General features: G+C 60.7%; 22 protein-coding genes. 20 read left to right on the forward strand and 2 right to left on the reverse strand.

The window, feature by feature from the left end; translation table 11 throughout:
- From waaC to J9870_RS02445, 12 genes are all read left to right on the forward strand, one after another.
- Positions 1–1,059, forward strand: a complete 1,059-nt coding sequence (gene waaC, locus J9870_RS02390) for a lipopolysaccharide heptosyltransferase I (RefSeq protein ID WP_210642540.1) — start codon at positions 1–3, stop codon at positions 1,057–1,059.
- A complete protein-coding gene (locus J9870_RS02395) occupies positions 1,059–2,183 on the forward strand; it encodes a glycosyltransferase family 4 protein (protein ID WP_210642541.1) in 1,125 nt (374 codons plus the stop codon). Before waaC ends, J9870_RS02395 begins: the two co-directional genes overlap by 1 nt.
- Complete coding sequence (gene rfaP, locus J9870_RS02400) at positions 2,180–2,986, forward strand: lipopolysaccharide core heptose(I) kinase RfaP (protein ID WP_210642542.1); 807 nt, start codon at positions 2,180–2,182, stop codon at positions 2,984–2,986. The genes J9870_RS02395 and rfaP overlap by 4 nt, the downstream gene beginning before the upstream one ends.
- Entirely contained in the window at positions 2,986–3,720 is a 735-nt protein-coding gene (locus tag J9870_RS02405) for a lipopolysaccharide kinase InaA family protein (RefSeq protein WP_210642543.1), read from the forward strand. Before rfaP ends, J9870_RS02405 begins: the two co-directional genes overlap by 1 nt.
- A complete protein-coding gene (locus tag J9870_RS02410; protein WP_210642544.1) occupies positions 3,717–4,469 on the forward strand; it encodes a lipopolysaccharide kinase InaA family protein in 753 nt (250 codons plus the stop codon). The genes J9870_RS02405 and J9870_RS02410 overlap by 4 nt, the downstream gene beginning before the upstream one ends.
- A complete protein-coding gene (locus J9870_RS02415) occupies positions 4,469–5,920 on the forward strand; it encodes a lipopolysaccharide kinase InaA family protein (protein ID WP_210642545.1) in 1,452 nt (483 codons plus the stop codon). Before J9870_RS02410 ends, J9870_RS02415 begins: the two co-directional genes overlap by 1 nt.
- A gap of 301 nt (positions 5,921–6,221) precedes the next feature.
- A complete protein-coding gene (locus J9870_RS02420; protein ID WP_047225903.1) occupies positions 6,222–7,979 on the forward strand; it encodes a carbamoyltransferase in 1,758 nt (585 codons plus the stop codon).
- Entirely contained in the window at positions 7,963–9,093 is a 1,131-nt protein-coding gene (locus tag J9870_RS02425) for a glycosyltransferase (RefSeq protein WP_210642546.1), read from the forward strand. Before J9870_RS02420 ends, J9870_RS02425 begins: the two co-directional genes overlap by 17 nt.
- On the forward strand, positions 9,093–9,989 hold the full coding sequence (locus J9870_RS02430; protein ID WP_210642547.1) for an antimicrobial resistance protein Mig-14: 897 nt from the start codon (positions 9,093–9,095) through the stop codon (positions 9,987–9,989). Before J9870_RS02425 ends, J9870_RS02430 begins: the two co-directional genes overlap by 1 nt.
- Before the next feature lie 7 nt (positions 9,990–9,996).
- Entirely contained in the window at positions 9,997–11,400 is a 1,404-nt protein-coding gene (locus J9870_RS02435) for a PIG-L family deacetylase (protein ID WP_210645080.1), read from the forward strand.
- Positions 11,401–11,484: 84 nt separating this feature from the next.
- Positions 11,485–12,441 carry a glycosyltransferase gene (locus J9870_RS02440; RefSeq protein WP_210642548.1) on the forward strand — a complete coding sequence of 319 codons (957 nt, stop codon included), beginning with the start codon at positions 11,485–11,487 and terminating at the stop codon, positions 12,439–12,441.
- A gap of 373 nt (positions 12,442–12,814) precedes the next feature.
- Positions 12,815–13,918, forward strand: a complete 1,104-nt coding sequence (locus tag J9870_RS02445) for a glycosyltransferase family 4 protein (protein WP_210642549.1) — start codon at positions 12,815–12,817, stop codon at positions 13,916–13,918.
- Here the strand turns inward: J9870_RS02445 and J9870_RS02450 are convergent.
- Positions 13,904–14,509 (reverse strand): toluene tolerance protein, encoded by a 606-nt coding sequence (locus tag J9870_RS02450; RefSeq protein WP_210642550.1) that lies wholly within the window; start codon positions 14,507–14,509, stop codon positions 13,904–13,906. The genes J9870_RS02445 and J9870_RS02450 overlap by 15 nt on opposite strands.
- A 107-nt stretch (positions 14,510–14,616) precedes the next feature.
- On the opposite strand from J9870_RS02450, the gene J9870_RS02455 reads away from it, so the two are divergent.
- From J9870_RS02455 to J9870_RS02490, 8 genes are all read left to right on the forward strand, one after another.
- On the forward strand, positions 14,617–15,789 hold the full coding sequence (locus tag J9870_RS02455) for an O-antigen ligase family protein (protein ID WP_210642551.1): 1,173 nt from the start codon (positions 14,617–14,619) through the stop codon (positions 15,787–15,789).
- 15 nt (positions 15,790–15,804) lie between these two features.
- On the forward strand, positions 15,805–17,610 hold the full coding sequence (msbA, locus tag J9870_RS02460) for a lipid A export permease/ATP-binding protein MsbA (protein WP_210642552.1): 1,806 nt from the start codon (positions 15,805–15,807) through the stop codon (positions 17,608–17,610).
- A 179-nt stretch (positions 17,611–17,789) separates the two neighbouring features.
- Complete coding sequence (locus J9870_RS02465) at positions 17,790–18,494, forward strand: sulfotransferase family 2 domain-containing protein (RefSeq protein ID WP_210642553.1); 705 nt, start codon at positions 17,790–17,792, stop codon at positions 18,492–18,494.
- Positions 18,487–19,095: an adenylyl-sulfate kinase gene (cysC, locus tag J9870_RS02470; protein WP_210642554.1), complete on the forward strand. Its 609-nt coding sequence runs from the start codon at positions 18,487–18,489 to the stop codon at positions 19,093–19,095. Before J9870_RS02465 ends, cysC begins: the two co-directional genes overlap by 8 nt.
- A 100-nt stretch (positions 19,096–19,195) precedes the next feature.
- Positions 19,196–20,617 (forward strand): bifunctional D-glycero-beta-D-manno-heptose-7-phosphate kinase/D-glycero-beta-D-manno-heptose 1-phosphate adenylyltransferase HldE, encoded by a 1,422-nt coding sequence (gene hldE, locus J9870_RS02475; protein ID WP_210642555.1) that lies wholly within the window; start codon positions 19,196–19,198, stop codon positions 20,615–20,617.
- Positions 20,618–20,725: 108 nt separating this feature from the next.
- Complete coding sequence (locus tag J9870_RS02480) at positions 20,726–21,700, forward strand: glycosyltransferase (protein ID WP_210642556.1); 975 nt, start codon at positions 20,726–20,728, stop codon at positions 21,698–21,700.
- A gap of 5 nt (positions 21,701–21,705) precedes the next feature.
- Positions 21,706–22,407 (forward strand): hypothetical protein, encoded by a 702-nt coding sequence (locus J9870_RS02485; protein ID WP_210642557.1) that lies wholly within the window; start codon positions 21,706–21,708, stop codon positions 22,405–22,407.
- A 73-nt stretch (positions 22,408–22,480) separates the two neighbouring features.
- Complete coding sequence (locus tag J9870_RS02490) at positions 22,481–23,287, forward strand: hypothetical protein (RefSeq protein WP_210642558.1); 807 nt, start codon at positions 22,481–22,483, stop codon at positions 23,285–23,287.
- A 2-nt stretch (positions 23,288–23,289) separates the two neighbouring features.
- Here the strand turns inward: J9870_RS02490 and J9870_RS02495 are convergent, their stop codons facing one another.
- Positions 23,290–24,255 (reverse strand): metal ABC transporter ATPase, encoded by a 966-nt coding sequence (locus J9870_RS02495; RefSeq protein ID WP_210642559.1) that lies wholly within the window; start codon positions 24,253–24,255, stop codon positions 23,290–23,292.
- Positions 24,256–24,264 lie beyond the last annotated feature (9 nt).

Raw genomic sequence — 24,264 nt, forward strand, 5'->3', positions numbered from 1 at the left:
TTGCGGGTATTGCTGATCAAGACCTCTTCGCTGGGGGATGTGATTCACGCGCTGCCGGCACTGACTGACGCGGCGCGGGCGATTCCTGGCATTAAATTCGATTGGGTGGTGGAGGAAGGCTTCGCCGAAATCCCCACCTGGCACCCGGCTGTGGGCAAGGTCATCCCGGTGGCGATTCGTCGCTGGCGCAAGAACCTCTGGCAAACCATCAAGAGCGGCGAGTGGCGCCGCTTCAAGCAGGGCGTGCGGGCCGAAAAGTACGACTTGGTCATCGACGCCCAAGGCCTGCTGAAAAGTGCCTGGCTGACCCGTTACGTCAAGGCGCCGGTCGCGGGCCTGGATCAGCACTCGGCCCGCGAACCCTTGGCCGCGCGTTTTTATTCGCGCCGCCTGGCAGTGGCCCGTGGTCAGCATGCGGTGGAACGCGTGCGGCAACTGTTCGCCTTGGCGCTGGGGTATGACCTGCCCAAGACCCAGGGCAGCTACGGCCTGAACGTCGATCGCCTGGTGGAATTGCCGCGCAGATACCCTTATGTCGTATTCCTGCATGGCACGACGTGGGAATCCAAGCATTGGCCCGAGCTCTACTGGCGTCAGCTCACCGAACGCATGGGGCAGCTCGGCGTGGTGGTGAAGCTGCCGTGGGGCAACCCGTTGGAAAAGGCCCGGGCCGAACGCATCGCCAAGGGCCTGCGCAATGTCGAGGTCTTGCCGAAACTGAACCTGGGCGGCGTCGGCAAGGTACTCGCCGGTGCCCAGGCCTGCGTGGCGGTGGACACCGGTCTCGGTCATCTGGCCGCAGCCCTCGACGTACCGACCATCTCGCTGCTCGGCCCCACCAACCCGAGGCTGACTGGCGCCTATGGCAAGAGCCAGGTTCACCTCGCCAGCGATTTCCCTTGCGCGCCCTGCATGCAGAAACAATGCACCTACCCGCCGACCGCCGAAGATGCCCGTCGGTTTGACCTGAAACGCGAGCAGCCCCTGTGCTTCACGCGTCTGAACCCCGAGCGTGTTGCCAGCCACCTGAGCACGTTATTGGCTGAGGAGCCGCGCTGATGCAATTGGCTTTTGTCCTTTACAAGTACTTCCCCTTCGGAGGCTTGCAGCGTGATTTCATGCGCATCGCCCTGGAATGCCAGCGACGCGGTCACCAGATCCGCGTCTATACGCTGATCTGGGAAGGTGACGTCCCGCCGGGCTTCGAGGTGCTGGTGGCGCCGGTCAAGGCGCTGTTCAACCACCGTCGCAACGAAAAACTCAGCGCGTGGATGGAAGCCGACCTGGCCAAGCGCCCGGTGGACCGTTTGATTGGCTTCAACAAGATGCCCGGCCTGGATGTGTATTACGCCGCCGACGGCTGCTTCGAAGACAAGGCGCAGAACCTGCGTAACTCGCTGTACCGGCGTTGGGGCCGCTACCGGCACTTCGCTGAGTACGAGCGGGCGGTGTTCGCCAAGGATGCCAAGACCGACGTGCTGATGATTTCCGAAGTCCAGCAGCCGCTGTTCATCAAGCACTACGGCACGCCGCTGGAACGCTTTCACCTGCTGCCGCCGGGCATCGCCCAGGACCGGCGCCGCCCCGCCGATGCCGACGAGATCCGCGCCGCGTTCCGTGCCGAATTCGAGCTGGCCGACGATGACCTGTTGTTGGTGCAAATCGGTTCCGGGTTCAAGACCAAGGGCGTGGATCGTAGCCTCAAGGCCCTGGCCGCCTTGCCCACCGAGTTGAGAAAACGCACCCGGCTGTTTGTAATTGGCCAGGACGACCCCAAAGTATTCCAACTGCAGAGCGCCGCGCTGGGGCTCGGTGACAACGTGCGGTTCCTCAAGGGTCGCAGTGATATTCCGCGTTTCCTGCTGGGCGCCGACCTGTTGATCCATCCGGCGTACAACGAGAACACCGGCACCGTACTGCTCGAAGCGCTGGTGGCCGGTTTGCCGGTGCTGGTCAGCGCGGTGTGCGGGTATGCCCATTACATCGCCGAGGCCGACAGCGGCCTGGTGCTCGACGAGCCATTCGAACAGGCCCAGCTCACCGAATACCTGGGCCGTATGTTGAGCGACGCCGACGCACGGGCGACCTGGAGCCGCAACGGTCTGGCCTTCGCCGAGACGGCCGACCTCTACAGCATGCCGCAGCACGCGGCGGACGTGATATTGGCGGAGCACTCGCAATGAAATTGATGCTGGCCGAACCGTTCAAGAGCCTTTGGGCCGGGCGCGATGCGTTCGCCGAAGTCGAGGCGCTCAAGGGCGAGGTCTATCGTGAACTGGAAGCCCGGCGCACCTTGCGCACGGAGGTGGACGGTCGCGGCTTTTTCGTGAAGATTCACCGCGGCATCGGTTGGGGCGAAATTTTCAAGAATCTGTTCACCGCCAAGCTGCCGGTACTCGGTGCGGGCCAGGAATGGAAGGCGATCCAGCGCTTGCAGGAAGTCGGCGTGCCGACCATGACCGCTGTCGCCTATGGCGAGAAGGGCAGCAACCCGGCGGACCAGCATTCGTTCATTGTCACCGAGGAACTGGCGCCGACCGTCAGCCTTGAAGACTTCAGCATCGATTGGCTCAAGCAGCCGCCGCAGCCGGCACTCAAGCATGCGCTGATCGCCGAGGTCGCACGCATGACCGGCATGATGCACCGTGCCGGGGTCAACCATCGTGACTGCTATATCTGCCACTTTTTGCTGCATACCGACAAACCGGTGACTCCGGGGGATTTCAAACTCTCGGTGATCGACCTGCACCGCGCCCAGACCCGTGCGGCCATTACGACCCGTTGGCGCAACAAGGATCTGGCGGCGCTGTATTTCTCGGCGCTGGACATCGGTCTGACCCGCCGCGACAAGCTGCGTTTCCTCAAGGGCTATTTCCAGCAGCCGCTGCGCCGGATCCTCGCCGAAGAGGCTGCGTTGCTGGCCTGGCTCGAAGGCAAGGCCAACAAGCTTTACGCCCGAAAACAGCGGTACGGGGACGCGCTCTGATGTCGGGTTGGAAACTGGAACCGGCCTATGCCGAGCTGGCGCAGGATTTCGGTAGCCTGGAGGCCGTGTTTGCCCTCCAGGGCGAGCGTCTGACGCGCGACCCGCTCTCAGAGGTGATTCGGGTGCAGCGCAACGGCGTGAATTACTACGTCAAGCGCTACGTTGGGGCCGGCAAGGGCTTGCGCCGTTATCTGGGCAAGCCAAGGGTCAAGTCCGAATGGCAGAACCTCAAGCGCTTCGCCAAATGGGGCATCCCCACCGCCGAAATCGTCGCCTGGGGCTTGGAGCGAAACGGTGCAGCCTATGCCCGTGGCGCGATGATCACCCGCGAACTGCCTCATACCGAAGACCTCTCGGCCCTGGCCGATCGTCAAGATTCGCGCCTGGCCGATCGAGCCTGGGTCGACGAGGTGAGTCGGCAATTGGCTGGCTACACGCGGACCATGCACGACCACCGCTTCACCCATAACGATCTGAAGTGGCGCAACCTGCTGATCGATGACCGAGCCAAGCTGTTCCTGATTGACTGCCCAAATGGCGATTTCTGGCGCGGTTTCTGGCTCAAGTACCGCATCACCAAGGACTTGGCGTGCCTGGATAAAGTAGCCAAATACCACTTGTCGGCCACCCAGCGCCTGCGTTTTTACCTGCAATATCGCCAGCGTGAGCGGCTCGATGCGTGCGACAAGAAACGCATCCGTCACGTGGTGAGATTTTTCGAGGGGCGTGAATGACTGATTTCCTGGCCGCTGAAGACCGGGCGTTGCTGCAACGTCATGGCCTGGACAACTTCGAGGCCCTGTGGGCGCGGCAACTGGATGCGGTGGATGAGCCCAATACCTCGGGTGGTGGCTGGAGCAGCGTGTTCCGGCTGGACCTGGAAGGGCAAGGCTATTACCTCAAGCGCCAGAGCAATTACCTGACCCGGACCTTGTCCCACCCGTTTGGCGAGCCGAGTTTTTCCCGGGAGTTTCGTAACATCAGCCGTTATCGGCGGTTGGGCATTCCGGCGCTGCAAGCGGTGTTCTATGGCCAGCGCAAGGTCGACGGCGAGGTGCGGGCGATCCTGCTGACCCGTGCCCTGGACGGCTGGGATGACCTGGACTCGCTGCTACAGCGCTGGCCGACCCTGACGGCGGCGCAACGCGCCACCATCTTGAAAGCCTGCGGCCAGTTGGCGCGGCGCCTGCACGGCATGCATCAGGTTCACGGTTGCTTCTATCCCAAGCACATCTTTCTGCAAACCACTGCCAGCGGCTATCAGGCGCAACTGATCGACCTGGAAAAGACCCGGCCGCTGTTGTTCGGCCAGCGGGATCGGGTCAAGGACCTGGAGCCCTTGCTGCGTCGCGCCTCGATCTGGAATCAGGACGATGTGCGCCAGCTGCTGGCGACCTACTTGGACCAGCCGCTCGACAGTGATCTGGTCGACAGCTGGATGACCCGCCTGAGCGCCCGGCGCAACCATAAGGAAGCCCGTTGATGCACTTGTCCGAATTGAAGAGCGCCGGCCGCAGCCCCGGCCTGCCTCTGAGCCTGGAGCTGGCCGATGCCGCCGGCCCGGCGAAGTTGCAGCTGCTTACGCTGTTGCGGGTGTTGCCGGGGCAGCGTTATGTCGGTGCGGGCGTCTGGCGCGGGCGACCGGTGCTGGCCAAGTTGCTGGTGGGCAGCAAGGCTGCCCGGCATTTTCAACGGGAATTGCAAGGCGTGCGCCTGCTGGCGGAGCAAGGGCTGACAACCCCGTTGTTGTTGGCCGATGGCCTGAAAGAGGGCGAGGGCGGCTGGTTGTTGTTCGAGTTGCTCGAAGGTGCCGAGAGCCTGGGGGATGCCTGGAAACAGGTCGAGCACCTGCCGTTGCTGGCTGATGAACAAACAGCGGTATTGGCCGAAGCTCTGGGGGCCATTGCACAACTGCACGGCAAAGGCCTGTGGCAAGAAGACTTGCACCTGGACAATCTGCTGCGCCACGACGGCAAGCTCTATTTGATCGACGGTGCTGGCATCCGCGCTGAAACCCCAGGGCAACCGTTGTCACGGCACAAAGTCCTGGAGAACCTGGGGGTGTTTTTTGCCCAGCTTCCCAAATCCATCGAGCCGTTCAATGAAGAACTCTTGGTGTATTACCTGCTGGGCAACGCCGAACACGCGCTGCCCATGGAAGCGTTGCAAAAACAGATCGATAAGGTCCACGCCTGGCGCCTGAAGGACTTCCTGGCGAAGGTTGGGCGCGAATGCAGCCTGTTCAGTGTACGGCGCGGGCCTTTCGGCCTACGGGCGATCCGGCGCGATGAAGAAGCGGCCATGATGCCGGTGCTGGAACAGGCTGATGCCTTGCTCGACCAGGGTCACCTGTACAAGACCGGTGGCGCGGCGAGTGTCGGCAAAGTCAATGTGAATGGCCGCACGTTGGTGATCAAACGCTACAACATCAAGAACTTCGCCCATTGGCTCAAGCGCTTCTGGCGTCCGAGCCGCGCCTGGCATTCCTGGCGCGAAGGCCATCGCCTGGCGTTCCTCGGCATCGCCACGCCCAAGCCGCTGGCCTTGCTGGAGAAGCGTTTCCTGTGGCTGCGCCGCGGCGCCTATCTGGTGACCGAGCATCTGTCGGGCCCTGACATCATCGAGCGCTTCGCCCCCTACGTGGAAAGTGGTGATGCGCCAGAGCCTGAATTGCTGGCGCTGGACCGGCTGTTCGCCGACCTGATACGCGAGCGCATCAGCCACGGCGATTTGAAGGGCCACAACCTGTTCTGGCAGCAGGACCGCTGGGCGCTGATCGACCTGGATTCCATGTGCCAACACCGCACCCACGCCAGCTTCGCCCCGGCCTACGCCCGGGATCGCGCACGGTTCATGCGCAATTGGCCGGAGAGTAGTGCGTTGTATCGGGTGATTGATGGGCGGTTGCCCAAGGATGTCGAAAGCGCGCCATGAGATCGTTGCCACGCTCCCGCGAGGGAACGCCGCCAGAGACGCTCCGCGTTCCGCTTTTGGGAGGTGACGCAGAGCGTCACGGGATGCATTCCCACTCGGAGCATGGGAGCGATCAAAATCCTGGGGCCGACTTGCCGTGGTTCCTCAAAACGGTACTCCCCAAGCTTGCCGCGTGTCCCTAGAGGCTTAAGGCCGCTTTTAAGCTATAATCCCGCCCTTTCTGCCCCGCGCCCTGGCGAGCGGCACATCAATTTTTCGCGGCGCTTGTCGCCCGTTTGCAGACATAAGAGGCTAGACCCCTGTGGCATTGACGATTCTTGGCCTGTCCGGCGCCCTTAGCCATGATCCTTCCGCAGCGCTGTACATTGACGGCAAGCTGATCGCGGCGGCTGAGGAAGAGCGCTTTGTACGCGATAAACATGCAAAGAACCGCATGCCCTACGAGTCGGCGAAGTTCTGCCTGGAGCAGGCCGGCATCAAGCCTTCCGATGTTGACGTGGTAGCGATCCCGTTCGCCCCGATCAGCCTGTTCGGCGAAGCCCGTTGGCACTACGCCAAGCGTTACTGGTACGCCCCGGACCGCGCCCTCGATGCGATCCTGATGGGTAACCGTCGCTACAAGCGCTATCGCCGCAAGATCGTCTGGTGCCTGGAGCAACTGGGCTTCGATCCGAAAAAGATCAAGATCGAGCCGGTCGAGCACCACTTGGCCCACGCTTCCAGTGCCTATCACTGCTCGGGCTTCCAGGAGAAAACCGCGATCCTGGGCATCGACGGCAAAGGCGAATACGCCACGACCTTCTTTGGCTACGGTGAAAACGGCAAGATCCACAAGATCAAGGAATTCTTCGATCCAGACTCCCTTGGCGGCCTGTACGGCGCGATCACCGAGTTCCTGGGCTTTGAAATGCTCGACGGTGAGTTCAAGGTCATGGGCATGGCCCCCTACGGCGATGCCAGCAAGTACGACTTCTCGCGTCTGGCTTCGTTCGAAAACGGCGAGCTGGTGATCAACACCGACTACGCCAACGTGATCGGCCTGCGTCGCTATAAAGAGAAGGGCAAGGGTTTCTACTTCTCGCCGAAGCTGATCGAATGGCTCGGCCCGAAACGTGAAGGCGACATCGCCGACGAGCCGTACATCCACTACGCGGCCAGCATGCAGGCGCTGTTCGAGAAGCTCGCGCTGCAAATGATCGACCATTACCTGGGCGACGTACTCAAGGAAACCGGCAAGCTGGCTTTCGCTGGCGGCTGCGCGTTGAACGTCAAGCTTAACCAGAAAATCATCGCCCGCGACGACGTCAAGGAACTGTTCGTGCAACCGGCTTCCGGTGACGCCGGTACCGCAGTGGGTGCGGCAGCTTATGTGTCCCACGCCCGTGGCGTGCCGGTGGAGAAGATGGAGCACGTCTATCTCGGCCCGGCCTACAGCAACGAAGACGTGATCGCCGCCTGCGCTCGTCATCCGAGCAAGCCTGCATGGCGCAAGATCGACAACACCCCTGAGCGCATCGCCAAGATCATGGTCGATGGCAACCCGGTGGCCTGGTTCCAGGGGCGCATGGAGTTTGGCCCGCGTGCCTTGGGCGGTCGCTCGATCATTGGTTGCCCAAGCGCCAGCGGTGTAGCCGATCGCATCAACGAACAGATCAAGTTCCGCGAGCGCTGGAGGCCTTTCTGCCCGTCGATGCTGGACACCGTCGCACCTCAGATGATCAAGGTCGATCACCCGGCGCCGTTCATGACCTTCACCTTTGAAGTGGCTGAAGAGTGGAAGACCCGTGTGCCGGAAGTCGTCCATGAGGACGGCACGTCCCGGGCCCAGGTGCTCAAGCGCGAATACAACCCGCGCTACTACGACATGATGAAGGCGCTGGAAGTCCTGACCGGCAACGGCGTATCCCTGAACACCTCGCTCAATCGTCGTGGCGAACCGATGATCTGCTCGCCGACCGACGCGTTGAACATGTTTTTTGGCTCCGACCTGCAGTACTTGATCATGGAAGATATCCTGGTGGTCAAAGACGGCGTGGATGCTTATGACACGTTCGGCTGAGCGACATGTGCTGCAGTTCTGTCACGGTTATGACGGGCCGTTCCTGGACTGCGCCCGTCAGTACGCCAGCCTGTTCGCTGGCACTGGCTATCGTGTCACCACAGTGTTTCTGACCGGGGTGGCGGATGCGCAAGTCGCCGCTGGTTGTGCCTCGGACGAGGTGCTGTTCATGGAATACAGCTCCAGCGCCATTCGCGGCCTGAAGCTGGGCGCCATCAGCGATCTGCGCAAGATCGCTGCTTCGCGCAATTTCAGTTTTTGCATTGCCCATCGCTTCAAGCCGATCTACATCGCTCTGCTCGGCACGGGTTTGCCGGTGATTGGTGTGCATCATGCCTTTGGTGACTACCAACGGCGCCCTCGTCGGATGTTCGCCCAGTTCTTTCACAAGCGCCTGAGCTTGCTCGGGGTTTCCGATGCGGTGCGTGACGATATGCGCCGCTGCCTGCCGAAATGGCCGGCCACCCGGATCCAGACCCTCTACAACCGCATCGACCTCGATGCCGTGCAGGCCAGCCAGGTCTCCCGCGAGGAGGCACGGCAGACCTTGGGGCTGGACATGGACGCCTGGATCGTCGGCAACGTCGGCCGCCTGCATCCTGACAAGGACCAGGCCACGCTGTTGCGCGCCTTTGCTGCGGCGCTGGCGTACCTGCCGGCGAACAGCCAGCTGGCGATTCTCGGCAAGGGCCGTCTGGAGCAGGATCTCAGGGAGTTGGCGCTGGAGTTGGGCATTGCCGACCGCGTGCTGCTCCTTGGCCAAGTACCCGAGGCGCGCCGCTATTTCCGTGCCTTTGATGTATTTGCCTTGAGTTCCGATCATGAACCGTTCGGCATGGTGCTGCTCGAAGCCATGGCCGCTGGCGTGCCCCTGTTGGCGACGGCCTGTGGCGGGGCGAAGGAAGTGGTCGAAGGCGTGGGCATCCTGTTTCCAATGGGCGACGCCGACCACATGGCCCAGGCACTGCAACACCTGGCGGTGATGGATGATTTGCAGCGTCGCCAATGCGCCGAGCTGATGCTCGATCGCTTGCGCGAGCGCTTCTCGGATCGCGCCGTGCGCGAGGCATTCTGGCGTTTGCCTCAAGTTACCGAACTGGCGCCGAGGGGCTGATGCTCAACCGATTCCAAGGCTGGCGCGAGCGCGGCTGGACAGCCGTAGACGCATCGATTTATGCCCAGGCCTGGCAGCGTTTTGGCGGCAGCGTGGCCACCCACCCCCTGGTGGTCGAGCGTCTGGCGGCCCTGGCTGGGATTCCCGTGCGTTATCTGGCATTCGAGCAGGGCGGCGAACTCAAGGCGGCGATTCCAACCTGGGGGCGCGACCTGGCGCTGTCCAAGGATGTGCTCAAACGCAGCGGTAAAAAAGGCTTGTTCGACCTGGGCAATGCCGAACTGATTCTGCCGGCGGCACCTGATGCACTGGCGCCGTTGCGCCATCGAGGCCGTTACCTGTCGGCCCTCAACGAGGGGCGCTTCAGTGGCTTGAAACTGCAGCAGGAACAGTTGGCCATGGCCCGCACGCCGGAGGAGCTGTCCAAGAAGTTTCGCTACAACCAGCGCCGTGAGCTGCGCTTGCTGGAAGAAGCGGGCGGGGTGGTGCGGCCGGTCAGCGAGTTTTCCAGCGCAGAACTGGCGTCGATCTACTGCGACCTGTTCCTGCGTCGCTGGGGCTTTGCGGCCACCGGTGCCGAACGCATGGGCGAGGTGATCGAGCTGCTGCGCGAATGGCTGATCGGCTCGGTGATCTTTCTCAACGATGCACCGATTGCCATTCAACTGGTGTATCGCGTCGAAGCGCCGCAGTGGATCAGTGTCGAGTACATCAACGGTGGCGTCGACCCGCAGACCCGCGAATTCAGCCCTGGCAGCGTGTTGAGCTTCCTCAACACCCAAAGCGCGTGGGAACACGCCCGTGCCGCCGGCAAGCCGTTGCGCTTTTCATTCGGCCGGGCGGACCGGGAGTACAAGGACCGTTGGTGCAACCCCGTGCCGGTGTTTACCGTATGACCCCCCCCTGAGCCGCAAGCAACAGTTACTCAAGCGCCATCGTCGCAATAAGCGCGTGGGGTTGTTGCTCGCCCTCATCGTGCTGGTCTTGCTGGGTGTCGCGCTGGCCTGGTGGCTGCCGCTGGTGCTCGCGGTGCTCGGCTGGATCGCCCACGAGGCGTGGTTCGCCGATCATCTGTTCTATTCGCCCAAGGACGATTACCAGTACAGCTTCCCGCCCTTCACCCAGCAACCCAAGGTGCATTTGAACGCCGGACGGCTACGATTGGACGAGGGTGTGATCCTGGACGATGGCGCGACGCTGGTCCTCGCGCTGCGGGTCAAGAGTACCTGGCTGGGTCGCTTCCTCGACCCGGTCGTCGAGTTGTCGGGCGGTGAACATCCGGATCGACAAACCTTCGAACGTGGGGTCAACGGCCTGCGTTATCTCAACCTCAGCGAGCAGGGAGACGTGCTGTCCCGAGGCGATCTGCGTCTGCGCGGGCGCTTCTGTCGCTTGCTGGGCGAGCCGAAGCTCTGGTCTTTCGCCCCTGCGGATGTGCAGCGTCAGCGGACGATGGTCATCGCCCCCCACGCCGACGATGCGGAGCTGGCCGCCTATGGGTTGTACAGCCAGGCTGATGAAACCTGGATCGTGACCCTGACCGCGGGTGAAATCGAAGCCGAACATTATCAGCAGATGGGCCTGGACCGCGTCGAAGCCGCGCGGCTCAAGGGCCGTTTGCGCGCCTGGGACAGCATTGCCGTGCCCCGTTGGGCCGGGGTGCCCGAATCCCGTTGTGTGCAGCTTGGGTACTTCTGCCTGCAACTGGCGGCCATGCAAGCGGCACCAAGCCAGCCCCAAGGCTCTCGCGAGGCGGACCTGAGCGATACCCGGCTGTTTCGCCAGTTGAACCCGTTTGTGCTGCCAGGCGATGCCGACGGCGCACCGACCTGGAACAACCTGCTGGCAGACCTGCGCGAACTGTTGCTCAAGGCGCGTCCCGAGGTGCTAGTGCTGCCGCACCCGACGCTCGACCCGCACCCCGATCACCTCTGCGCGCATCACGCTGTCATGCAAGCCCTCGAAGGCCTGGAATGGCAGCCCGGCATACTGCTCGGTTACGCCAATCACCTGCACGACAATGACCGCTGGCCCATGGGCGATGCGGGCACGGGCATTGCGTTGCCGCCGTTCTTCGACCCGGCCCGGCCGATGCATCCCGTCAGCCTGCCACTGACATTGGCAGCCCAGCGCGACAAGGCCATGGCGTTGGGCATGATGCACGATCTGCAGCCGCAAGCGCCGTTCAAGCGGCGCCTTCGCCGCAGGATCCAGCGCCTGCTGGCCGGGCGCACCGGTTCCGCGTATGGCGAGAACGAGTTTTTTCGTAAGGCTGTGCGGCGCCATGAACTGTTCTGGTGGCTGTAAGGGCCCAAGGCGGGGCCTTTTTGCGCTGCAGCACAAAAAGGCCTCCGGTTATTTATCAAGTGGTTCGGTGCTGCAAGGAAGACGATGAAAGTTCTATTTCTGGTGCAGAAAGAACAGCGGGCCATCCTGGATCGGCTCTACGAAGGTGTGGCCGCTCATTGCGAGTGCGACCTGCGTTGGCTCGACAGCCAGGAGCAACGCAACCTGCGGGGATATTTCCGCCGCCATGTGGACGTATCGCGTTATGACCGGATCGTGTTTTTCCTGCGCTTCAAGCAGGAGATCCGTCAGGTCGGCTTCATCCGCACGATCCCCAACCTGGTGATCCTCGAGCACGACGCCTACCAGAATTACATCCCCTGCAAATACACCGGCAAGTTCAGTGCGCATTATCGTCGTCTGCCGTGGGTACGGGTGATCAGTTCCGGCTTCATGGTGACCGAACGTCTGCGCAGTGAAGGTTTCGATGCGGTTTTCGTACCCAAGGGCTACGACCAGTCGCTATTGCAGGATCGGGGTCGTGAACGGGATATCGAGTTGGCCTTCGTCGGCAGCACCAACAGCGTCGCTTACAGCGGCCGCAAGGCACTGCTGGATGAACTGGGTCGTGTTGAACCGCTGGTAGTGACCCGAACCAAGTCCGGTGAGGAATATTGCGAAACCCTCAACCGTATTCGGTTTTTCGTCAGCGCCGACGTAGGCATGGGCGAATTCATGATCAAGAATTTCGAAGCCATGGCCTGCGGCTGCGTATTGCTGGCGTTCGATCAAGGGGCCGAGGAGGCTCGTGCCCTGGGTCTGCAGGACATGCATAACGTGGTGTTGTACCGCGACATCCCGCAGTTGCAGGAAAAGCTTTCCCGCCTGCGTGCCGACCCCGAGCTGGCGCGCAATGTGGCGCGCAACGGTCAGGAGCTGGCACTGGAGCAGTTCACTTTCGCGCGCATCGGGCAGAAAATCGTTGAGGCGTTGGGAGCACCTCTGCGTCCGCGTGCGCCGTTGAGTCTGCTGGAAAAGTTGCGCCAGAAGCTGGGTGTTTGATCAGGAGCCGTTTGGTCAATTGATGTTCAGGCACCGTTTGGCTCAATGGTATTTCTGATCAGCCTTTTGGTAACAGGAGCATTACCCCGTTAATAGTCAATTGCGATCGGCTCATACCCACGCCGGCTTCGCTCGTGAAGAAGCCTTGACGCTTTTTGTTATGTGCAGCTGACTTGACGGTGGTGATATTGGAAGGGATGCTGCTTCGATGTGAGAACGTGCCCGTTGAGTGTCAGCACTTGGCGGGCGGCAGGCGCTGCGAGCAAATCAAATTGTCCCTGGTTCTCTGTTCGGCGCCTGCGTTGGCTGGCTTATCAACTGCTCAATGCTTCGACGCACGAGTCTTGTTTCGCGATAAAAGGTTTGCTGCTCGATGAGCATTATTAATGTCATGTGGGCGGGCGGTTTACCGTTCGCTTCGGTACACAAGGTCCATCATCAGATACTTTCGCAGGCCGAGCCTGCAACGCCCGTCAAGACATGGCTCTTGCAGGGCTCCAAGTCCGTCTGCCAGGTCGATGTGGGGTCAGTGCTGGAGTGGAATCTAACCTCCGCCCGGCTCAAGGGCCGACATCTCTGGCGCCTGTTCAAACCCTGGATGCGTAGCCGTTTCCGTCAGGCTTTGCTCGATAGCGATGCCCGTGTGGTGCTGCTCGATGGCCTTGGTGTCGCTCGCCTCCTGTTGCCGGTTCTCGAGGGTATGCCGCAGATACGCGTGGTCGTGATTTTCCATGGCGTGACGCGGCTCAATGCCGCAGGCCGTGAACTGCTGCGTGGGTTCCCAGCCTCGCGTCTGAGAATAGTGGCGGTCTCCGAGACCCTGGCAAAGTCGCTCCAGGACAAACTGGACCTTCAGGTCACTGTCCTGCGCAGCGCATTCGATCCAGGTGTTTTTCAGTCTTTACTCATGTCTCGCGAAGAAGCGCGCACCCGACTGGGTTTGCCTCCGACGGGCACGCGGATATTTGGCGCCGTAGGACGATTGGTGGACAACAAGGGGTTCGCCTGCCTGTTGGAAGCGTTTGCGCGAGCGGCAGCCAGCCAGCCCGACTGGCGCTTGGTGATCGTCGGCGAAGGGCCTGCGCGTGAGGCCTTGCAGGCGCGAATTGCCCAGCCGGATCTGATCGACAAGGTGTTGCTGACAGGGCATCTGGAGGATGTCGCGAAGCTTTACAGGGCATTCGACTGGGTGTTGATTCCGTCCCTCGACGAGGGGCTTGGCCTGATCCTCCAGGAGGCGGTCCTGGCTGGTATCCCGGTGCTGGCCAGCGAGCTTGCCGTATTCCGTGAACAGTTGGGCGATGCTGGCTGGTATGCACCGGTAAATGACGAAGCAGCCTGGAGCGAGGCAATCGTACGGGCTTCACTGGCCTCAGCCGATGCGGTCGCTGCGCTCCAGTACCAGGCGCTGGCGCCTGACGAGGCCTGGCTGAATTTCAGCCAGACCTCCAGGCAATTGATCTCAGGCAGCCAATAGAGCGTTTTCCAGCGCCTGCATCGGAAAGCTCTCGTTCAGGTTCTCCCGGGCAATATAACGAGCAAAGTGCTGCAAGTTGCGGTGAGCCAGGTAACGTGGCAATGGCGCGCGCAGGAAGCGCATGTCGGCCACATCGATCAAGCCCAGTTTGTTCTCAGGCGTAACGACGATATTGCCCAAGTGCAGCGAGCGGAAATAGATACCGCTGGCGTGCAGGTTGCGGATCAGCTCGACGAGTGCCGGAAGGGTCTGCTGCCAGTTGAAGTTTTCCTGATTCGATAATTGACGCAGGGTTTTTCCTGGAAGCGGCCGATACAGTACGGCGGTCATGCCGGACTTTTGCAATTTGTAGGAGGCCAGGACGTCGAGCGTCGGTACGCCGAGCGTTTGCAAGCGGGCCGCATTATTGATGAATCGCGTTGAGTAAGGCCGTAAAAGAGCCGAAGAAAAAAGCCGCTTGCGGCGAAACAATTTGAGGATGTTCCCATCCTGCAACAGATAGACTTTTGGGCCGTAGCTGTCGGCCTCCAGAATGCTGGCGCCTTCAATCAATTGATTCAAAGCGGCTTGGGGAAGCCGTGAGGATTGCATCGTAGGGAAACCTTGTTGAAAGAACCGGTGCCGTGGCGGGCCATGATGCCCAAAAGTTTTTGTTTTAACCATGCCGGTTCGGCTGGTAGACCGTTTAGGAGCGATAGATGCAAGCAACACGTTGGGCGCAGGTATGGATGGCTTTTGGCTTTTTATGGTTTTTGCTGGCGATAGCCTTGGCACCGACTAATAAAGTTTATCAACAGGGGTTGGTTGCATTTGTCTGGTTACCGGCGATTCTATTCGCCTGGCCGGCGCGTCACCGACTGCTGGAGCTGTGGCGTGCACAACGCTTGATCTACACGGCATTGCTGGCGCTGGCGGTCTGGGCGTTGATTACCTTGTTCTGGGCCGAGGCGCCGGAGCCCGCCCGAGAGGCCAAGCGGCTGCTCTATATCCTGGTGTTCCTGTTGTTTTTCCCTATCTTTGCCGACGGCCAGCCTGAGCGCGTGATTCGTCTCATGCAATGGGGCGGGGTGGGTCTTGCACTGACCGCTTTGATAGCCATCGTCCACTTCTACGGTATTGCAAACCATCCCTGGGTGGCACGTCTGGAGGGCTTGGGTGAGCTGTCCCATCCTATTCTTGGCGGTTATGTGATTGGGTTGGCGGCGATTTGGATGCTGCACTGGGTGCCGCGGCGTATTGGGCTGCAAGCAGTTTGGGCGATTGCCTTGGCCCTGCTGGGGGTATTTGTGCTGCTGTGCCAGAGTCGTGGTGCGGCGCTGGCCTTGTTGCTCAGTGTGCTGGTTATGCCACTTTACTGCCGGGACCAGCGCACCCGCGTGATCGCCGCCGCAGCCCTGGTACTGGCCGTGCTGACCTTCTGGCTGCTTGAACCGCTGGTCATGGCACGTGGTGCGTCCTATCGCCCCGAAATTTTCATGTCGAGCCTGCGCATGATTGCCGAGCACCCATGGGGAGGTCTGGGGCTGGCGAGCGACTACAGGGTTGCCACGGTCAGTCAATCTTTCGATCATGCCCACAATTTGTTCAATCACGTCGCCATTCTGCTCGGGTTGCCGGGCCTGTTGCTCTGGTGCATCGTCTGGTTCGCCGTGCTGCGTGAAGCTTGGCGGGCCCGGGATACCCTGCTGGGCCGCGGCGTACTCGGTATGTGGGTGTTTTCCTTCCTGGCGATGCAGTTCGACGCCGCGAGCCTGACCGGAACCCCGCGTGCCGAATGGTTCATCAGTTGGTTGCCGATTGGCCTGGCTAGCGTTTTGACCTGGGCGCAGGCCAAGTCCAATGGCTGTGATAAAATTCCGCGTTCTTCTTAACCAGTGAGCCCGACGATGAGTGACGCACCGCCCAAAGCGGAACAGGATTCCAGCCTGAAGATCTATTTTCGGTTGCTGGGATACGTCAAACCCTACGCGGGCATTTTCCTGCTGAGTATCGTAGGTTTCATAATATTTGCTTCCACCCAGCCCATGCTGGCCGGGATCCTCAAGTACTTTGTCGACGGCTTGAGCAACCCCGATGCGGTGCTCTTTCCCAACGTACCGTACCTCAAGGACGTGAAGCTGCTGATGGCCGTGCCGTTGCTGATCGTTCTGATCGCTGCTTGGCAGGGCATTGGGTCGTTCCTGGGCAATTATTACCTGGCCAGGGTTTCCCTGGGGTTGGTGCATGACCTGCGGGTCGAGTTATTCAACAAGTTGCTCGTGCTGCCCAACCGCTATTTCGACACTCACAACTCCGGGCACCTGATTTCCCGTATTACGTTTAACGTGACGATGGTCACCGGCGCCGCCACCGATGCCATCAAAGTGGTGATCCGCGAAGGGCTCTCCGTGGTGTTTCTCTTCGCTTACCTGATATGGATGAACTGGAAACTGACGTTGGTGATGCTGGCGATCCTCCCGCTGATCGCGATGATGGTCGGCAATGCCAGCAAGAAATTTCGCAAGCAGAGCAAAAAGATCCAAGTGGCCATGGGCGATGTCACCCATGTGGCGTCCGAGACCATCCAGGGTTACCGCGTTGTGCGCAGCTTCGGCGGCGAGGCTTACGAGCAGCAGCGTTTCAACCGCGCGAGCCAGGGCAATACCGATAAACAGCTGCGTATGACTCGCACTGGCGCTGTCTATACGCCGATGTTGCAATTGGTGATCTACACCGCCATGGCGGCCCTGATGTTCCTCGTGCTCTTCCTGCGCGGTGATGCGACGGCTGGTGATCTGGTGGCCTACATCACCGCAGCCGGCCTGTTGCCCAAGCCCATTCGCCAACTCTCGGAAGTCAGCTCGACCATCCAGAAGGGCGTGGCCGGTGCCGAGAGCATCTTCGAGCAACTGGACGTCGAGCCGGAAGTCGACAAGGGCACTGTCGAGTTGCCGCGCGTGAGCGGCCGTCTCGAGGTGCGCAACCTGAGCTTCACCTATCCTGGTGCTGACCGTGAGGTGCTCAAGGACATCAATTTCACCGCGGCCCCCGGGCAGATGATTGCGCTGGTAGGGCGCTCGGGCAGCGGCAAGTCGACCCTGGCGAGCCTCATCCCGCGCTTCTATCACCATGATGTCGGCCAGATATTGCTCGACGACGTGGAAATCGAGGATTACCGCTTGCGCAACTTGCGTCGTCACGTTGCCCAGGTGACCCAGCACGTCACGCTGTTCAACGATACGGTCGCCAACAATATCGCCTATGGGGACTTGGCCGGAGCGCCACGAGCCGACATTGAAAAGGCCGCTCGAGACGCCTACGCCATGGACTTTATCGAACAGTTACCCAAGGGGCTGGACACCGAGGTGGGCGAAAACGGAGTCCTGCTGTCCGGTGGCCAGCGCCAGCGCCTGGCGATCGCCCGGGCACTGCTGAAGAACGCACCGCTGCTGATTCTCGACGAGGCCACCTCGGCGCTGGACACCGAGTCCGAAAGGCATATCCAGGCTGCGCTGGACCAGGTGATGAAAGGCCGCACGACGTTGGTCATTGCCCACCGCCTGTCGACCATCGAAAAGGCCGATATGATTCTGGTGATGGATCAAGGTCGTATCGTCGAGCGTGGTTCTCACAGCGAACTCCTGGCGCAAAACGGCTACTACGCGCGCCTTCACGCCATGGGATTGGATGCTCCTGCCCAGGACATCGCCTGAACGCGGCTGATGCCTGTGGGGGCAAGATAAGCGCCCACAGGCATTTGTATCGATACAGATACCCGCATTGACCAATCCACAATAAATCTGCGACTCGCGCTTGGTAAGGTTCTGGCCACAGGACTTTCCTGAACGAACTTTAGTGATCGAGGGAGTCATCCCTTCGCGCGGGTACTGCAATGCTGCAACGTTATCTCTGGAAGCTGCTGCCCAAGTCGCAGCGCTCCTTTTTATTGGGACGCCTGTCGGTTGTCGATCGACAGGTGGTCAACAAGTCGATGTCGGCCAACTGCCGTTTCCCCGAAGCCTTCGCCCAACGCGCCTGTTTGTTCATCCATGTGCCCAAATGCGCCGGCAGCAGCGTTTGCGTAGGCATGTTCGATGGCTACAGCCCCGGGCACCTGCCGCTGTATTGGTATGAACAGCAATTTCCAGTGCAGTATGCGGCCAGTTTCAAGTTTGCTTTTGTTCGCGATCCGCTGGAACGTGCGTATTCGGCCTATGCTTTTCTGCGGGGCAATAAATTGGGCGCGCGCGACCATGCGGCGCAGAAACTGGTGAGCCAATACCGCGACTTCGATGATTTCGTCCTCCGGTGGCTGCACCCAGAAAACATTGCACGGCAAATGCACTTCGCCGCCCAGACGGACTTCCTTACTGACTCCCTTGGCCATCTGGCAATGGACTTCATCGGTTATCAGGAGTATCTGGAGCGCGATTATCAGCGGGTGTGTGAACATCTGGGGCTGAGCGCGACGTTGCCCCATGTGAATTTCTCCCAGCAGCGTGCTTCGGTGCCGGTGCGGGAAATCTGTTCGGTGCGCACCCGTCGGCTGGTGCGCCGGGTGTACCAACGTGACTACGAGATGCTCGGTTATGAATGAGACGTCAAAGGTATCGATGCAACAGGCGCGGATTCGCCCTTATGCGCCGGCGCTCACGCCGCAGGATCGGGCCGCCATCAAAGCCCAGCGACCACGCTGCATCTGGCTGACCGGGCTATCGGGGGCCGGCAAGTCGACGCTGGCCAATGCCTTGGAGGTGCGGCTCAACCAGCAAGGCTTGCATACGGCCTTGCTCGACGGCGACAACTTGCGCCAGGGGTTGTGCCGAGGCTTGGGAATGGATGCCGAAGCCCGCAAGGAAAATATCCGACGTATCGCCGAAGTGGCGCGTCTGATGGTCGATGCTGGCCTGATCGTCATCGTTGCGGCTATCTCACCGTTTCGCGCCGACCGGGACGCGGCCCGACAGTTATTCCCCGAGGGCACCTTTATCGAGGTGTATGTCAGCACGCCTTTCGACGTCTGTGCCCAGCGCGATCCCAAGGGCTTGTACCGTGAGGCCCGTGCCGGGCGGATCAAGAATTTCACTGGCCTCGACAGCCCTTACGAGGCGCCGTTTGCGCCGGACTGCGAGATCAATACTTGCGAGGTGGAGCTGGCCCAGGCCTGTGAGCGACTGTCGGTACTCCTGAAGAGCTGATTGAAAACGCCCTCCAGCATCCCGATGTAGCCATGGGCGAGCCTTGCGCCAACCCTGTGCTAATATCCCCGCCCTGTTCATTTTGTATGTGGGATGCTCCATGAAGTTGTCCATGCCGCGATTCGATCAAGCCCCTGTATTGGTGGTCGGCGATGTCATGCTCGACCGCTATTGGCATGGCGGTACCTCACGGATTTCCCCTGAGGCGCCGGTACCGGTGGTCAAGGTCGAGCACATCGAGGATCGCCCCGGTGGTGCCGCCAACGTTGCCCTGAACATCGCGGCCCTCGGCGCGCCGGCCTCCTTGGTGGGTGTGACCGGTGACGATGAAGCGGCCGAAAGCCTGACCAACAGCCTCAAGGGCGCGGGGGTGCGGGCCATATTCCAGCGCATTGCGCACCAGCCGACCATCGTCAAGCTGCGGGTCATGAGCCGTCACCAGCAACTGCTGCGGATCGATTTCGAAGAACCGTTCGCCACCGATCCCCTGGCTCTTGGAGCCGAGGTCGATCGCTTGCTCGAAGGCGTCAAGGTGCTGGTGTTGTCGGACTACGGCAAAGGGGCGTTGAAAAACCATCAGGCGCTGATCCAGGCCGCCCGTGCCCGTGGCATTCCGGTAGTGGCCGACCCCAAGGGCAAGGATTTTTCCATCTACCGTGGCGCGAGCCTGATCACACCGAACCTCAGCGAGTTCGAAGCCATCGTCGGCGGTTGCGTCGATGAGCACGACTTGGTGAGCAAAGGCGCGCTGTTGATGCAGGACCTGGAGCTTGGCGCCTTGCTGGTGACTCGCGGCGAGCATGGCATGACCCTGCTGCGTCCCGATCACCCTGCGCTGCACCTGCCGGCCCGTGCCCGAGAGGTGTTCGACGTGACGGGGGCCGGCGACACCGTGATCTCCACCCTGGCCGCCGCGCTCGCCGCAGGTGAGGAACTGCCCCATGCGGTGGCGCTGGCGAACCTGGCGGCGGGCATCGTCGTCGGCAAGCTGGGTACGGCGGCGATCAGCGCCCCGGAACTGCGGCGCGCCATCCAACGCGAGGAGGGTTCCGAGCGAGGCGTCCTGGGCTTGGAGCAATTGTTGCTGGCTGTCGATGATGCTCGGGCCCACAACGAGAGAATCGTTTTTACCAACGGTTGCTTCGACATTCTGCATGCCGGCCACGTGACGTACCTCGAGCAGGCCAGGGCCCAGGGCGATCGTCTGATCGTCGCGGTCAATGACGACGCCTCCGTGAGTCGTCTCAAAGGGCCGGGCCGCCCGATCAACAGCGTCGACCGGCGTATGGCGGTCCTGGCCGGTCTTGGTGCGGTGGATTGGGTGATAAGCTTCAGTGAAGGCACGCCGGAAAACCTGCTGCGCCAGGTCAAGCCGGATGTGCTGGTCAAGGGTGGCGATTATGGGATCGATCAGGTCGTCGGAGCTGACATCGTCACGGCCTACGGCGGCACGGTGAAGGTGTTGGGACTGGTGGAAAACAGCTCGACGACGGCGATTGTCGAGAAGATCCGCAGTCGTTGACGGACTTACCCTACACTCCGGGGGAGGCCTCGCGTGGCAAGCGCCTGTCCCCGGATAATGGAGGCCGGGCATCGGTGCTACTTTCTTTGAGTTACGGTTAATTTTCTTATGAAGGTCATGCTCCTGGTTATGGATGAGCAGCGTGTGATCCTTGATCGCCTGTACGACGTCGTGCGAGAGAGCTGCGACGATTGCACGATCTATCGCTTGAGTAAGCAACAACAGATGAACCTCGGTCGGTTCCTGGCGTCGATCAAGTGGGTGGATTTCGATCGGGTGGTGATTTTTTCGCGAGTTAAACGCCTCGTCCCACAACTGAGCGTATTGAAGTGCATTCCGGGGCTGATCTTCCTTGAGCACGACGCTTATCAGAACTACATGCGCGAAAGTAAATACAAAGGTGTCTACTCGCGCTTGTATCGGCGTCTGCCCAGTTGTCGTGTCTTGGTGTCGGGGGCGGTGGTGGCCCGGCGGATGCAAGCCGAGAACATCGATGCGGTGTTCGTTTCCAAGGGCTATGACGAACAGATGCTGCGCAACACCGGCAGCGTCCGCGATATTCCCGTGGGATTTCTCGGAAGCCTCAAGAGCACCGAATACGCCCAGCGCAAAGCATTGCTTGAATCCCTGGTTCGGCGCACCGGCATGCTCGTGACCCGAACTCAGTCAGGTAATGAATATCTGGAAACGCTCAACCGCATCAAGATCTTTGTCAGCGCCGACCTGGGCATGGGGGAGTTCATGATCAAGAACTTCGAGGCCATGGCCTGCGGCTGCGTGCTATTGGCCTGGAGTCAGGGCGAGGAAGATCGATTACTAGGCTTTGAGGACATGATTAACGTGGTCTTCTACCGCTCCGAGGACGAGGCGCTACAGAAGCTTGAGCTGCTGCAGCAAGACCCGGAACTGGCCGCGCGGATCGCTCATAACGGCCAGGCCTTCGCCGAAAGCCGGTATTCTTTTGCGCGCGTCGGGCGTGCCCTGGCCGATGAAATTCAACGTGACATGCGTCCCTGGCAAGCCCCTTCGGCGTTCACCCGTTGGTGGGTCAAGCTGCGCTATGGCATGAAGGTGCCGGAATAAACGACATGGATGACCGAGGGGCTCAAACCAGTGACGAAATGGCGCTCGACGAGCTGCCTGGTGGTCATCAATCGGTACTCGCTGCGCTGCCCCAGGCGTTGAAGGATTGCTTGGCCGGGGCCGCGCGGGTGGTGCTGGTGGCGAATAATCCGGCGATCACTGCGGCCGACTTCCAGGCGCTCGATATCGGTAGCGACGACGTGGTCGTGACGTTCAACACCTGCGTGAAGTCGGCGCTGCTCAACCCGCAGAGCGTCAATGTGTTCGTGCATGGTTTCAATGCACCCGACGCCTATTTCTTCGGCCTCCCTTATAAGCCCGAGGTGCAGCGATTGATCGACCAGCCCGGTGCGCGCTGTTTCACCATGCTGGTGGGGTGCACCGGGGCTATGTCGCCGCTGCCGGGTGTGGCCCTGTATTGGGAGCGCATGCCGTTACCTCCTTTGTGGCACTATCCGGTCGACAGGCCGGGTGGCAAGCGCTATGTCGGCCCTTCGACGGGTTTCAATGCCTTGGTGCTGTTCGATTGGCTGCGCGCTCACGTGGGTTATACCTACCAGATAATGACCCTGGGCTTTTCCAACGAGGCGGGAAAATTCTGGGGCGGACACGCCTGGGATTATGAGCGGCAGTGGCTGCTCGAGGCCGATGTGATCGTCGTGCCATTGCAGCGTCGCCGTTGGTGGCAAGGATGGTTTCGTCGCTGAGTAATATTGGCTAGGTGGGTAGCCCGATGAGATGTCGTCGGGGGCAAGGTTTTTTACGACAGGGGCAGGACGTGTGTTGAAAGTCGCGGTGGCATTTTTTGGTATCCCGAGAAACTCGGCGATCTGCTTCCCTTCTATTCGGGAAAACGTCCTGGCGCAAATCCCGCCTGGCAGCGAAGTGCAGTGTTTTTACCACCTGTACAAAATCGACGAGATCCACAATCCGCGCTCAGGTGAGCAAGGCGAGCTGAAAGCGGACAACTATGCGCCGTTCAGCACCATGACTGGCCGCCTCGAGTCGACCACCGGGATTCTGGAGCGCTGGGATTTCGAGCGGGTCAAGGCTTTCGGCGATGCTTGGGCGGACGAGCACATCTCCCTCAGAAACCTGATCTATCAGCTCAACTCCCTACACACCGTGACGGCCATGATGGAGCCTTTTGATCCGGATTTCGTCGTGTTCGTGCGTCCCGACATTTTTTACCACTCAGCCCTTCCAGCCTATGTATTTGCTCTCCCCGACGCCCGCCGGTTGAATGCCTACGTTCCGGATTGGCAATGGTGGGGCGGCTTGAACGATCGTTTTGCGATTTGCGGGCGGGATGCCTACCAGGCCTATGGCAAGCGTATCGAACGTATTTTCGATTTTTGCGCGGCGACAGGTAGAAAGCTGCATTCGGAACGTCTGCTCAAATACGCATTGCAGCAGGCGCGGGTCAGGGTTTGCACCCTGCCGACTGCTGCATCACGGGTGAGGATCAACGGCACCCTCGCCGAAGAGTCGTTCTCGCCCAAACGCAACATGGGTAAGCGCGAGAATCGTTATTTCCATCTGTTCGCGCAGTGGCGCACCTATCTGGATAAGCGGCGCTCCACCTGAGGCTATTTGTGCAGCGTTCCGCGGACCATGCGCATCAGGCCCATGGCCTTCTTGTGCAAACTGGTCAAGCCTTGGCGACGAGGGGGGTGCACCTCCAGGCCTTGTTTCACGAGCCAATCCTTCCAGCGGATACGCTCGTCGCGAACCACCCAGCCCTCCTGGCTGGCGAAGCTTTCAGCCAGGTGCAGGCCTCGTGTACTGGCCGCCACCAATTGATCGCGCTTGAGCGTATACAACTCACCGACCGGCTTGCCGTCTTCAAGGGGCATCAGGTACAAATCCGGCCGTTTGCGATCCAGGCGCGCCACCAGTTGATCGCCCTCAAGTCGTTCATCAACGTGAAACAGGCTCAGGGATTTGGCTTCCTTGGGCACATCCAGGCGCAAATCGTAAATCAGTTGCAGCGATGCCGTCGGCAGATGCACGTAGGCCCGTGGTCGCTCGATCAACTGCAGATTGGCACTGCGTACCGGGCGGGCCGAGCCGGACAGCGGCGTCAGGCGAAACGGCAAGGCTTCGCGGTAATGCAGCGCCGTGGCGTAGGGGGCGGGTAGCCAGGTGTCGTTGAAACGCCCGCCGAGCCAGCCTTCCGGGGTTTCCAGCAGGCATTCTTCGGCAATTTCATTGATGGCGGTGAGCAGTGGCAGGTTCAGCTCATGGGCCGGGACATAGCCGGAAATCAGCTTGAGCACCACATCACCGCGATCCTGTCGCCTTTGGCGTACCAGCACCCAATAGTCGCGGTTCTGCCAATGCAGGGTCAGCCGCACCGAGACGCCCAGGTTCGCCAGCTCCAGGGAAAAGCGTTCGGCATTGTCCACCGTCACCGGACGGCGACGCTGCAAGGTCTGGGAGAAGTTCAACGGCATCCCGACGCTCTGGTAACTCAGGCCTTCGGGTGTCGCTTCAACGAAAAGGGGCAGGGTCTTGAAGTTGCTCGGGTTCTTTCTGATAAGCGTACGCGGCATGTCGGCTCC

This window comes from Pseudomonas sp. Tri1 (genome assembly GCF_017968885.1).
GTDB lineage: Bacteria > Pseudomonadota > Gammaproteobacteria > Pseudomonadales > Pseudomonadaceae > Aquipseudomonas.